11 protein-coding genes and 1 pseudogene are annotated in these 12584 nt (G+C 67.9%); 4 read left to right on the top strand and 8 right to left on the bottom strand.

Annotated elements, in window-relative coordinates:
- Nucleotides 1–189 precede the first annotated feature (189 nt).
- The gene (locus IU459_RS30495) at nucleotides 190–918 is read left to right on the top strand and encodes a peptidylprolyl isomerase (protein WP_324199089.1); all 729 of its coding nucleotides are present in this window, start codon (nucleotides 190–192) and stop codon (nucleotides 916–918) included.
- Between the two features lie 165 nt (nucleotides 919–1083).
- Here IU459_RS30495 and IU459_RS30500 read toward each other — a convergent pair whose 3' ends face one another.
- Both IU459_RS30500 and IU459_RS30505 read right to left on the bottom strand, forming a co-directional pair.
- Nucleotides 1084–2340, bottom strand: a complete 1257-nt coding sequence (locus IU459_RS30500; protein ID WP_195133048.1) for a cation:proton antiporter — start codon at nucleotides 2338–2340, stop codon at nucleotides 1084–1086.
- Nucleotides 2341–2346: 6 nt separating this feature from the next.
- Complete coding sequence (locus IU459_RS30505; RefSeq protein ID WP_195133049.1) at nucleotides 2347–2829, bottom strand: cation:proton antiporter regulatory subunit; 483 nt, start codon at nucleotides 2827–2829, stop codon at nucleotides 2347–2349.
- Nucleotides 2830–3036: 207 nt separating this feature from the next.
- Between IU459_RS30505 and IU459_RS30510 the strand changes: the two genes are divergently transcribed.
- Nucleotides 3037–5136, top strand: coding sequence for an acyltransferase family protein (locus IU459_RS30510; RefSeq protein WP_440446543.1), 2100 nt, complete (start codon nucleotides 3037–3039; stop codon nucleotides 5134–5136).
- A gap of 9 nt (nucleotides 5137–5145) precedes the next feature.
- On the opposite strand, the gene IU459_RS30515 is transcribed toward IU459_RS30510, so the two are convergent.
- The 3 genes from IU459_RS30515 to arc form a co-directional block, all read right to left on the bottom strand.
- A complete protein-coding gene (locus IU459_RS30515; protein WP_195133050.1) occupies nucleotides 5146–6672 on the bottom strand; it encodes an ArnT family glycosyltransferase in 1527 nt (508 codons plus the stop codon).
- Nucleotides 6662–7297 carry a TetR/AcrR family transcriptional regulator gene (locus IU459_RS30520; protein WP_195133051.1) on the bottom strand — a complete coding sequence of 212 codons (636 nt, stop codon included), beginning with the start codon at nucleotides 7295–7297 and terminating at the stop codon, nucleotides 6662–6664. Before IU459_RS30520 ends, IU459_RS30515 begins: the two co-directional genes overlap by 11 nt.
- Before the next feature lie 96 nt (nucleotides 7298–7393).
- The gene (gene arc / locus IU459_RS30525) at nucleotides 7394–9154 is read right to left on the bottom strand and encodes a proteasome ATPase (protein ID WP_195133052.1); all 1761 of its coding nucleotides are present in this window, start codon (nucleotides 9152–9154) and stop codon (nucleotides 7394–7396) included.
- Nucleotides 9155–9332: 178 nt separating this feature from the next.
- Here arc and IU459_RS30530 point away from each other — a divergent pair, with 178 nt between their 5' ends.
- Nucleotides 9333–9848, top strand: coding sequence for a hypothetical protein (locus IU459_RS30530; protein ID WP_195133053.1), 516 nt, complete (start codon nucleotides 9333–9335; stop codon nucleotides 9846–9848).
- Between the two features lie 50 nt (nucleotides 9849–9898).
- Here IU459_RS30530 and IU459_RS30535 read toward each other — a convergent pair whose 3' ends face one another.
- Nucleotides 9899–10732: a tRNA (adenine-N1)-methyltransferase gene (locus IU459_RS30535; protein WP_195133054.1), complete on the bottom strand. Its 834-nt coding sequence runs from the start codon at nucleotides 10730–10732 to the stop codon at nucleotides 9899–9901.
- Between the two features lie 74 nt (nucleotides 10733–10806).
- Between IU459_RS30535 and IU459_RS30540 the strand changes: the two genes are divergently transcribed.
- Complete coding sequence (locus tag IU459_RS30540) at nucleotides 10807–11718, top strand: RecB family exonuclease (protein ID WP_195133055.1); 912 nt, start codon at nucleotides 10807–10809, stop codon at nucleotides 11716–11718.
- A gap of 47 nt (nucleotides 11719–11765) precedes the next feature.
- Here IU459_RS30540 and IU459_RS30545 read toward each other — a convergent pair whose 3' ends face one another.
- Both IU459_RS30545 and IU459_RS39835 read right to left on the bottom strand, forming a co-directional pair.
- Nucleotides 11766–12011, bottom strand: a complete 246-nt coding sequence (locus IU459_RS30545; RefSeq protein WP_195133056.1) for a Scr1 family TA system antitoxin-like transcriptional regulator — start codon at nucleotides 12009–12011, stop codon at nucleotides 11766–11768.
- Nucleotides 12008–12451: pseudogene (locus IU459_RS39835) on the bottom strand (DUF6879 family protein); the annotation flags it as partial. The gene IU459_RS30545 and the pseudogene IU459_RS39835, both read right to left, overlap by 4 nt.
- Nucleotides 12452–12584: the final 133 nt, after the last annotated feature.

Genomic DNA, 12584 nt, shown 5'->3' on the forward strand with positions numbered 1-12584 from the left:
CACAAGGAACTAATCCGGTCCCGATCCGGCAGATCGGAAAGAATTCCGAGTCGTAGCGCCCTTCGTCGGCCGTCCGGCCCGCATCGGGTAGCGGGCAATCCCGCCGTACGGCCACGCCACCCGGGGCGAAATGGAATGATTCGCGCTGCATCGTCCGGTGCGCAATCCGAATGAAGGAGATTTTCAGCGGTGAGCAAAGTGCAGGCGCGACAACTTCTCAACGGTCAGCGCGCGGGACGTCGTCGCCTACCGTGGCGCTCGCTGCGGGTCATCGGCATCTTGGCGGTGGGCGCGACGGTGGCGGTCTTCACGGCCGGCGGCGTCTCCGCGAACCCGGGACCTGCACGGGAGCAGGCGCCGACCACCTGCGCCGCTCCGGTCGCGGGCCAGCCGAACGGCAAGCAGTGGCCCGCGGAGCCCGGCCTCACCATCGATCCCAACGCGGGGTACACGGCGACGCTGTCGACCACGTGCGGCACCATGACCATCGCGCTGGACGCGGCACGCGCGCCGCGCACGGTCAACTCGTTCGTGTTCCTTGCCGGTGAGCAGTACTTCGACCACACCAAGTGCCACCGGATCACCACCGAGGGCATCTACGTCCTGCAATGCGGTGACCCGACGGCGACCGGTATGGGCGGCCCCGGCTATAGCTTCCCCGACGAGAACTTGGCGGGCGCCACGTACCCGGCGGGCACCGTCGCGATGGCGAACGCGGGTCCTAGCACCAACGGCAGCCAGTTCTTCCTGGTCTACCGCGACAGCCAGCTGCCGCCTGACTACACCCCGTTCGGGCGGGTCAGCGCGGGCATGAACGTGCTCACCTCCATCGCCGCCGCGGGCGCCAAGGACCGTTCGGGCGACGGCGCACCCGCCGTCGACGTCGTGCTCGACTCCGTTGCGGCCGTGCGGAACTGAGTTCCCGACGCGGTGGCGGTGCGAGACCGCCACCGCGTTGTCCGGCGGAGGGTCAGCTGTCGCGCTCCTCGAAGTAGACGACCTCCCAGAGATGGCCGTCCACACTGAGTTGCGCCTGCACGGCGGCACCTCCGAACTCTCGACCGAATATCTGCCGAGGTCGAGTCAACTCTCCTGTCCGCCGGAGGTCTTGAACGAATCGGACATCGGAAGCGGACGAGCGTCCTGCGGAAGTTTTCGGTCAGCAGACGCCTTGCGGCGTCGGAGCACCAGCGCGAGAACCGGCTCGACGATTCGGCTGGCGATCGGGCCGAGGACCGCCATCAGCAGCACGTAGGTGGTGGCCAAGGCGGCGAACTCGCCGGGAACGGCGCCCGACGAAACGGCGAGACCTGCGATCACGATGGAGAACTCACCATGGGCGACCAGAGCGGTGCCCGCACGCGCCCGACCGTAGCGGCCGGCACCGGCGCGCTTGGCCGCCCACCATCCAGTGGCGACTTTGCTCGCCGTCGTGACCAACGCCAGCAGGCACGCCCAGCCGAGCACCGGCGGGATGGTCGCCGGATCGGTGCTCAATCCGAACAGCACGAAGAACAATGCCGCGAACAGATCGCGCAGCGGTTCCAGCACCTTGGTGGCGTTGTGTGCGGTCGAGTCGGAGATCGCGATGCCGAGCAGGAATGCGCCGACCGCCGCGGACACCTGCACCGCGGACGCCGCTCCGGCCACCAGCAGAGCGGAGCCCAGCAGCTTCAACAGGAAGATCTCGCGAACATCGCTGTCGACGATCGCGGAGACGTAGCGGCCGAAGCGTAGCGCGACGATCAGCACCACCGTGACGGCGATCAGGGCGATGCTCAACGTCTTCAACCCGGCGAGGAAACCGACACCGGCCAGCACCGCCGTGAGCACCGGCAGGTATCCGGCCATCACCAGGTCTTCGAACACCAGGATGGACAGCACCACCGGGGTTTCGCGGTTGCCCAACCTGCCCAGATCGTTGAGCACTTTCGCGACGATGCCCGAGGACGAGATATACGTGACGCCTGCCATCGCGATCGCGCCGGTGAAACCCCACCCGAGCGCGAAAGCGACCAGGACGCCCGGCGTGGCGTTGAGCACGATGTCCATGACGCCCGCGGCCCACGATCGGCGCATGCCGGTCACCAGTTCGGCCGCACTGTATTCCAAGCCGAGCAGCAGAAGCAGCAGAACGACGCCGATTTCGCTGGCCAGGTGGATGAAGTCGTCGACCTGCCGCAGTTCGACCAAGCCGCCGGTGCCGAACACCAGCCCGCCGATCAGGTACAGCGGGATCGGCGACATGCCGATGCGCGCGGCGATCCGGCCGAGCAGGCCGAGGCCGAAGAACACCGCGCCCAGCTGGATGAGCGCGAGTGCGGTCTCGTGCGCCACCATCGCCGCTCAGCCGTCGGACAGGATCTTGGCGGCGGCCTCCAGGCCCTCCACGGTGCCGACGACGACCAGCACGTCAGCGGCGGTGAAGGTGAAGTCCGGCCCCGGCGACGGGATCGGCTGCCCGCCGCGCACCACCGCGACGATGGATGCTTTTGTCCGCGTTCGCATCTGGGTCTCGCCCAGCCTGCGCCCGTCGTATCGGGAGCGATCCGGAATGGACATCTGGCGTGTGGTCAGGCCGGTGAACTGGCGGTGCTCTTCGCGCAGTTGCTCGACCAGCTGCGGCGCGCCGAGCAGGTTTGCCAGCACGGCGGCCTCTTTCGCGGACAGCGGTATCTGTTCGGTCTCGTCGGCGTTGTCGACCTTGCTCACGATCAGGTCCATCGTGCCGTCACGATGGTCGATCACCCCTATCCGGCGCCGCGTGTTGGCCAGCGGAAACTCCTTGCGCACACCGATACCCGGCAGGGGTGTCACCTCAACGTTCACCACTCCACCCTATCGACCCCGGGTAGCCGCCGAGACGACAGGTGACCGAATTGTCCGTATCGACACAGTGGTTTCCGCACGACACTCCAACCGGCTTGATGGACCATGGTTTACCGCGCGTGGTAAGAGGAATGACGTGTCCTGTACATTCGCTCGCCGCCGAGCCGTCACTTCCGGTGGCCGATCCGGCCGCAGCGTGCGAGTCCTGTGACGGTCGCCCGTGTGGTGAGCCGGTTGCGACGGCCCGGCGCGCTCGTCATCGCGGCGGCACCTGCACGCGAGCGGGACAGTGGCTACCGGGAAGATCTGGACGGGCTGCGCGGGGTGGCGATCGCGCTGGTGGTGGCTTTCCACCTCTGGTTCGACCGGGTCTCGGGCGGGGTGGACGTCTTCTTGGTCCTGTCCGGGTTCTTCTTCACCGGCTCGCTGCTGCGTGGCGCGGAAACCACCGGCACCGTCGCGGTCCTGGGTACCGTGCGCAGAATTGCCCGCAGGTTGCTACCGGCTCTGGCGACCGTGCTCGCCGCGGTTGTCGCGGCGACGGTTCTGCTGCGTCCGTTCACCCAGTGGGGTGAGATCGCCGCGCAAACGCTGGCGTCGTCGCTGTACTACCAGAACTGGTATCTGGCGCTGTCCTGGTCGGACTACCTGGCCGCCGACCCGTCCGTGAGCCCGCTGCAACATTTGTGGTCGATGGCGGTACAGGCACAGTTCTACCTGGCCGCTTTGCTCGGTGTGGCGCTCGCGGCCCGGCTGTGCGGGCGTTTCGCGGGTCCTGCCGCACTGCGGCCGGTGCTGGCGATCATCCTCGCGGCGGGCGCGGTGGCCTCGTTCGTCTACGCGGCGCACGGTACTGCGGTGCACCAGGGCTGGAACTACTACGACAGTCTGGCGCGCGCCTGGGAGCTGCTCGCCGGGGCTCTGCTGGCGGTCGCGGCGCCCTGGCTGTCGCCCTCGCGGCCGGTGCGCGTGGCCGCGGCCGTGCTCGGCGCGGTCGCGGTGCCGACCTGCGGCTGGCTGATCGACGGCGCCGTCCGGTTTCCCGGTCCGGCGGCGCTGGTTCCGGTGGGCGCGGCATTGGCGTTGATCGTGGCGGGCAGCAACCTGCCCGTCGCCGCGCGGCCGCTGCCCAACCGCCTGCTCGGCGCGCCCGGCGCCGTGCGGCTCGGCGCGCTGGCCTACGCGCTGTACCTGTGGCACTGGCCGATCCTCGTCTTCGTTCTCGCGCGGACCGGAACCGCCACCGTGGGACTCGTCGGTGGACTCGGCGTGATCGCGGCGTCGCTGGTGCTCGCCTACCTCACGAACAGGTACGTCGAGGAGCCACTGCGCATGCGATCGGCCGGCCGGGCACCCGCTCACACCCCTCGGACCGGCCGGCTGGTTACCGCGCTCGGCCTCGCCGTGCTCACGGCATCGGTGGGCGAACAGGTGGTGACCCGGATAAATCCGCCGGAGGCGGTGGCCGTGCTGGATGCGACGCGCTACCCCGGAGCGGAAGCACTGGTGAATGGAGCGAGCACGCCCCCGGTGCCGATGCGTCCGACCGTGTACGAAGCTCCCGCGGACCTCGCCTACCCGGCGCGCGACGGCTGTATCGCCGACTGGGACACCCGTGACGTCATCACCTGCACATACGGCGACATGGGCGCACACCGCACCATGGCGGTGGTGGGCAGCTCACACGCCGAACACTGGGTTCCCGCCCTGGACGTGCTGGCCCGCGAGCACGGCTTCCGCGTCGAGGTCTATCTGAAGATGGGCTGCCCGCTGACCGTGGCGGCGGAACCGAGATACAAGGGCGAGGCCATCCCGGACTGCCGCGACTGGTCCGCCGAGGTGATCGACCGATTGGCGCTGGACCGGCCGGAGTGGGTGTTCACCACCGCTACCCGCCCGCGCGACGGCCTCGGCGACGAAACCCCGGCGGACTATCTGGACGTGTGGTCGCAGTTGGCCGAGCGCGGGCTCAACGTGCTGGCCATTCGCGACACTCCGTGGCTGCGCCGGGACGGCGTGCGGTATCGGGCGATCGATTGCCTCGCCCAGCAGGGCGACCGGATCAGCTGCGGCATGCCGCGCACGGCCGCATTGGACGAGGTCAATCCGGCCCTGGAGTTCGCCGCCTCGCTCCCCAACGTGTTCCCGTTGGACCTGTCCGACGCGGTCTGCGAACGCGAGGTGTGCGCGGTCGCCGAAGGCAACATCTTGATCTATCACGACGAGCACCACCTCACCGCCAGCTACTCGCGATCGCTCGCGCCGGAGCTCGGCAGGCGACTGTCGCCCATCCTCGGCTGGTGGTGAGGCGGCGGGTCAGTTCAGCCGCAGCATGTCCGGCCACGCCCGCGACCAGGGCGTGCGCGGTTGCGCGCAGCGCCAGAGGGTGACATCGCGAGTGACCCCGGGGAATCCGAGGCGGGCGTCGACACGTCCGATCGCGGTCACCTCGGCACAGTGCGAACGCACATCCGTCTCGCGGCCGCCCACCCACAGGACCGTGGTCGCGTCGTCCGGCGGCGTGCCGAAGTAGCCGAAACCGCGGTTCGGGCTGTAGACGGCGGGCAGGCCGTAGGCCGCCCGGTAGACATCCAGAGCGCTTGCCTGCCAATAGGAGCCGGCGACCACGACGGCCGAGACCCGCTCCGGCTCCGGCAGCGCCCGATAGGCGGCCGCCGTCTCCGCCGCGAGCTCCGGCCAGCCGAAACGCCCGTAGACCGCGATCTCCAAGCCCGCCTGCGCCTGCGTGTCGACCGACTCGATCTCGGACTCCGGACGTAAGGGCAGCGAGAACACCACCAGCGCGGTGGACAGCGCGACGAGCGCTACGGTGACTATCCCGCGCGTACGGCCCTGGTTCTCGGTCCAACGCACCGCGCCCACGGCGATCAGCGCACCATAGCAGCCCGCCGCGTAGTACGGGCGTCCGTTGGTCGCGATGAAGACCACGATCAACACCATCGGCAGCAGCCCGAGAAACCGGTAGCTGCGCCAGGATTCGGCTCGAAACAGCGTCCACACCGCATAAATCAGCAGCAGGCCGCCGAGCAATCCCGCCGACGCCAGCGCCAGCGGCAACCAGACGTCGCGGCCGCCGATGGTGGCCTGCTCGGCCGCGACCACTCCCCCGAGACGCAGCTGCGGCCACCCGTGCGCCGCCTGCCAGATCAGGCTGGGCACCGTGGTCAGCGCGACGATCCCCGCGCCCCACCATAGGGCCGGGCGGCGCAGCAGCTCACGAGGTCCGTAGACCGCCACACCGATCGCGATCGCGATCCAGAAGAACGGAATCAGCCACTTGACCTGCATGTCCACCGCGGTGACCAGCGCCGCCGCCAGCAGCAGGCCGTCGCGGCGCGTGCGGACCCAGCGGATCACCAGCCAGCTGATCACCACCCACAACGCGGTGTCGATCGTGTTGGTGGCCAGCTGATCGCCCTGCACCAGCAGGAACGGCGACGTGGCGTACGCCGCGGCGGCCAGCATCTGCGCGGCGCGGGTTCCGCCGAATTCCCGGGCGATCTGCGCGGTCACCACCACCGCGGCCACGGTGATCAGCACGGCCGGAAGCCGCAGCGCCACCAGCGAATCCGGGGCCAGCAAGTCCATCGCCCGGGCGATCGCGGGCACCAGCGGCCCTTGGTCTGCGTAGCCGACTGCGAGCCTGCGTCCGGCGGCGACGAAATACAGCTCGTCGCCGAAGAATCCGTACCGCCCGATCGAGACCAACAGCGCCACCGCGGCAAGCGCCGCTACCGCGCCGACACCGCCGAGCGCGAACGGCGGCAGCGGCTTTACGGAATCCGTCCGGCCGCGTTCGGTATCCAGTACCTCAGTCGTCATTGCCCGCCTTCCGCGTCGCCGTGTCGAACAACTTGCACAAATGCGCCGAGTACGTGTCCATCGCGAAATCCCGTTCCCGGACCGCGCGTCCGGCAGCACCATCGATGGCGTCGCGGATCGACTTGGCCATCAGCAGAGGATCGAACTCCCCGAACTCGCCCGCCCGCTGACCTTCGGTGAGGATGTCGACAAGCGGCACGATGATGTCGCGTTCCCCGTCTGCGGACGCGAACTTCGGATTGCCTTCGGCATCACGCAAATTCGTCACGACATCGACGAGCGCGGCGACGTACGTGGTGTTCGCGGCGATGAAGCCCAGATTCGATTCGAGATAGGCCAGCAGCTGACCGCGCGGGCCGACGGCGGCCCCCACCCGCGGCGCGATGTACTCCGCCGCCGAGACGTACAGCTGGATCACCAGCTGCGTCATCAGCTCGTCTTTTCCCGCGAAGTGGTAGGAGATGACGCCCTTGGAGATCCCCGCGTGCTCGGCGATCCGCGCCAGCGACGCGTTGCCGTACCCGACCTCGGAGATCACCTCCACGGCCGCGGCGATGATCTGCCGGCGCCGCGCCTCTTCGATGAACGACCTGCGCTGGCCGCCTGGCTCATTTTCTGGCCGCATGGTCAAATTTTAGCACGGTTGGCCAGGCCACCCTGGGCCCATACGCCAAAGGGCCGCGCCTCCGATGGAGACGCGGCCCTTGATGATCCGGCGAACTTACAGGTACTGACCCGTGTTCGACTCCGTATCGATCGCGCGGCTTGCGCTGGCGTTCTTGCCGGTGACCAGCGTGCGGATGTAGACGATCCGCTCGCCCTTCTTGCCCGAGATGCGTGCCCAGTCGTCCGGATTCGTGGTGTTGGGCAGGTCCTCGTTCTCGGAGAACTCGTCCACGATCGAATCGTAGAGATGCTGGATGCGCAGGCCGGGGTTGCCGGTGTCGAGCACCGCCTTGATGGCGTACTTCTTGGAGCGGTCCACGATGTTCTGGATCATGGCGCCGGAGTTGAAGTCCTTGAAGTACAGGACCTCCTTGTCACCGTTGGCGTAGGTGACCTCCAGGAAGCGGTTGTCCTCGCTCTCGGCGTACATCCGGTCGACGACCCGCTCGATCATCGCGGCGATGCACAGCGCCTTGTCGCCGCCGAACTCCGCCAGATCGTCGTCGTGCAGCGGCAGGTGCTCGGTGAGGTACTTCGAGAAGATGTCCTGAGCCGACTCCGCGTCCGGACGCTCGATCTTGATCTTCACGTCCAGCCGGCCCGGCCGCAGGATGGCCGGATCGATCATGTCCTCGCGGTTGGACGCGCCGATCACGATGACGTTCTCCAGGCCCTCGACGCCGTCGATCTCCGACAGCAGCTGCGGCACCACCGTGGTCTCCACGTCCGAGGAGACGCCGGAACCGCGGGTGCGGAAGATCGAGTCCATCTCGTCGAAGAACACGATCACCGGAGTGCCCTCGGACGCCTTCTCCCTGGCCCGCTGGAAGATGATCCGGATGTGCCGCTCGGTCTCGCCGACGAACTTGTTCAGCAGCTCGGGGCCCTTGATGTTGAGGAAGAACGACTTGGCTTCCTTGGCATCCTCACCGCGCGCCTCGGCGATCTTCTTGGCCAGCGAGTTCGCCACCGCCTTGGCGATGAGCGTCTTGCCGCAGCCGGGCGGACCGTAGAGCAGCACGCCCTTCGGCGGACGCAGCGCGTACTCGCGGAAGAGGTCCTTGTGCAGGAACGGCAGCTCCACCGCGTCGCGGATCTGCTCGATCTGCCTGCCCAGACCACCGATGTCGCTGTAGTCGACGTCCGGGACCTCTTCCAGCACGAGGTCCTCGACCTCGGCCTTGGGGATGCGCTCGAACGCGAACCCGGCCTTGGTGTCGACCAGGAGGGAGTCGCCGGGGCGCAGCTTGCGGATCGGGGAATCGGGATCTTCCAGATCGTCGAGCTCGGCGATGTTGGCCAGCGGACCGGCCAGCCAGACCACGCGCTCCTCGTCGGCATGGCCGACCACCAGGGCGCGACGTCCGTCGTCGAGGATCTCCCGCAGGGTTCCGATCTCGCCGACCGCGTCGTATACCCCGGCCTCGACGACGGTGAGCGCCTCGTTGAGGCGGACGGTCTGGCCGTACTCGAGCGTCGAGGTCTCGATGTTCGGCGAACACGTCAACCGCATCTTGCGACCCGAAGTGAACACGTCGACCGTCTGATCGTCGTACACACCGATCAGAATGCCGTATCCGCTCGGTGGCTGACCCAGCCGATCGACCTCCTCACGTAGCGCGACCAGCTGCTGGCGCGCTTCCTTGAGTGTGTCCATCAGCTTGGTGTTGCGAATGGTCAGCGAATCGATGCGGGCTTCCAATTCCCGTGTGCGATCCGGCGAGTCGGCGAGTTGCCTTCGGAGTGCAGCCGCCTCGGCGCGTACTGCCTCGAGTTCTCTCCAGGCCGCCGAATCCGAATTCTCGATGGGGCTCATGTGCTGCTCCTCCCAGTCCCGGTCTATCAACGCTACCGGGCGCGACCCGTTCGCGCCTTCCGACATGGTTTCTTCGTGATCACATCTGGGCCGCGATCAACGACCGGACCACCATGTTAGCCTGCCCTAACCAGACTCTGGTGAGCCCGCTCGCCGACCAAGCCGAAAGGTTGCTGACATGCCCCTTCCTGCCAGAACTCTGCGCGTTTCCGTTGCCGCCGCCGCGGCGGCACTGGCCATCTCCTGCGGTCTGGCGGCGTGCGGCTCCAACGACGACTCCGCCGCCACGACCACCTCGGCGGCGTCGGCCACCGCGACGTCGAATACCCACGGCCACGGCGACCATGCAACGGGCGCGCCGACCGCCGAGACGCTGCAGTCGGTGCTGGTCAAGCTCGCCGATCCGGCCGTGCCCACGGCCGAGAAGACGAAGCTGATCGTCAACGGCGAACAGCGCGTCTCGAACATCGACCGGATGAACGCCGGCCTGCAAGGCTACAAGCTGACCTTCACGGTCGCCGACATCACCTCTCAGGGCAACACAGCGAACGCGCAGGTGACCATCACCTCCCCGCACGGCTCCGCGCCCGCCGTGCCGCTGACCTGGGAAAACGTGGACGGAACCTGGAAACTGTCGGACGCCAGCGGCTGTTTGCTGCTCGGCTTCGCACAGGCGCCCTGCGTTCCGGCCTGAGCCGAGCGCACCGGTCGGCGGGCGACCCGCGCTCGCCCGCCCGGCCCCGCTCACCCCTTCGAGGGCCTGCGCTGCGGCTTGGGGGTGACGGTGCCCTCGGCCAGCCTGCGTGCGCTGACGAGGAAGGCGGTGTGGCCCTGCATGCGGTGTTCCGGACGCACGGCGAGGCCGACCACATGCCACGGCCGCACCAGTGACTCCCAGGAGCGGGGCTCGGTCCAGCACTCCTGCTCGCGCAGCGCCTCCACCACCTTCGACAGCTGGGTGACGGTGGCCACATAGACGATCAGCACGCCGCCCGGCACGAGCGCCTCGGACACCGCGGGCAGCGCGTCCCAGGGCGCGAGCATGTCCAGCACCGCCCGGTCGACCGGCTCTCCTGCGTAGCCGGCCACGTCGCCGACCGTCAGCGACCAGTTAGCCGGACGTTCGCCGAAGAACGTCTCCACATTGCGGACGGCGTGCTCGGCGTGGTCGGCGCGAATCTCGTAGGAGATCACCTGCCCCTGGGGCCCGACCGCGCGCAACAGCGAGCAGGTGAGAGCGCCCGAACCCGCGCCGGCCTCGAGCACGCGCGCGCCGGGGAACATGTCGCCCTCGTGCACGATCTGCGCGGCGTCCTTCGGGTAGATCACCGCGGCGCCGCGCGGCATGGACAACACGTAGTCGATCAGCAGCGGACGCAGCGCCAGATACGGCGTGCCGTTGGTGGAGTGCACCACACTGCCCTCGTCGGCGCCGATCAAGCTGTCGTGCTTGATCCCGCCGCGATGGGTGTGGAACTCCTTGCCCGGCTCCAAGACCACCGTGTACAGGCGCCCTTTGGCATCGGTCAGCTGCACCCGGTCACCGACGCTGAATGGCCCGGTCCGTCTGGCCGTCATGAATCTCCGTTCCCCTGGTTCGATCCGTGCTGTCGCGCACCGGCGTGTCGGTGCCGCGGGATAGCCTGCCAGGTATGTGCTCGCCCGTGTCCACGCCCCCTGCCGACGACGCGCAGGAATCCGCGCCCGGCGGGACGGCGAACCGCGCCAGACCCGCCCTGTCGCCTTCCCGGGCAATGGATTTCAAGCAGTGCCCGCTGAAGTACCGGTTCCGTGCGATCGATCGGATCCCGGAGCCGCCGTCGCGGCACGCGGTGCGCGGCACGGTGGTGCACGCGGTGCTGGAGGACCTCTACGGACTGCCCGCAGCCGAGCGTTTGCCCGAACGGGCCGACGCGCTCGTGCCCGAAGCGTGGGCCCGGGTGCGCACCGATCAGCCCGAGGTCGCCGAGCTGATCGTCGACGAGGAGCTCGACGCGTTCCTGGACGAGGTGCGCGCGCTGGTAGGGCGCTACTACCGGCTGGAGGATCCCACCCGGTTCGATCCGGAATCGCGCGAGGCGCATGTGGAGGTCGAACTCGACGACGGCGCGCTGCTGCGCGGGTTCGTCGACCGGATCGACGTCGCCCCGAGCGGTGCGCTGCGGGTCGTGGACTACAAGACCGGTCGCGCGCCTGGACCCATGCAGGAGACCAAGGCGCTGTTCCAGCTCAAGTTCTACGCGCTGGTGGTGCTACGCACCCGCGGCCTGGTGCCCGCCCAGCTCCGGCTGATCTACTTGGCCGACGAGCAGATCCTCACCTACACCCCAGAGGAGCAGGAGCTGCTGCGCTTCGAGCGCACGCTCTCGGCTCTGTGGACGGCAATCCTGGAGGCGGGCCGCACCGGGGATTTCCGACCGAACACCGGCTGGCTGTGTTCCTATTGCGACTACAAGCCGCTGTGCCCGGAATTCGGCGGCACGCCGCCACCGTATCCCGGCTGGCCAACCGGCGAGGCCGCCGAATCACCGGACGAGACCCTGGCCGAGGCGGTATCCGACTGAGCGCTGGTTGCCGTTCAACCCGTCTTCGACCACGAACCACGGGCAGGTCAGGCGGACTCGGCTCGCCTATCGAGGGCTGCGGAGATCAGGTCGCGCGCCTGTCGGCCCGTCACGGCCTGTTTTGCCAAAATATCGAAGGCTCGGCCGTACAGGGCTATCTCTCGTGGTTGGGTGATGATCAGCTCAGCTGTGACCGCTTCGACCAAGACCATGCGCTCATCGAACATGACGAAGTCCGTTGTGGGTGTGATCCATTCCGCGTCAGCGCGAACTATGCCGAGCAAGTTGGTCACTTCGGAGTATCGGTCGGCACGTAATCCTCGAACGGTGTAGCGAGCTCCCACAGCCGTCGTTTCACCCCGACGCAGTGATCAACGATCCAAGCGTCCGACGTCACGGCTACACCGAGCCCGCGCCCTTCGGCATCGCGGGTATGGAAGGCCACTCGGTCGTCATCCAGCAACCAGTAGTCCTCGGCAGGCACATCCCCGGCATGCTGCCGCGGCAAGTACCGGATATCTTCCCCCGCTTCGATGTTCTCGGGTGTGATCGTCAGCATCCAACGGTGATAGTCGGTAAGTGGCTCGGTGAGCACCCGAACCCGTCGCACAGCTACAGCGCGGCCGGTCGTCTCCTCGATGAGGGACTGCCACGGGCGAAACCATTCGAAGTCGCTGGCTGGCTCCCCGTTGAGAAACCGACGTAATGGTTCGGACTCCACGGCGACGCCGTAGGAGTCTGAGGTTCACCCCGAATGGTGGACAGGGTTTCAAGCAGCCTTGGCTGCGTCTGTCAGGGATTGCTCGTAGCGTATGGGGCTGAGCATCCCGAGGGCGGAGTGCCGCCGATCATGGTTGTATCTGTGG

This window comes from Nocardia amamiensis, assembly GCF_015477605.1.
GTDB classification, from domain to species: domain Bacteria; phylum Actinomycetota; class Actinomycetes; order Mycobacteriales; family Mycobacteriaceae; genus Nocardia; species Nocardia amamiensis_A.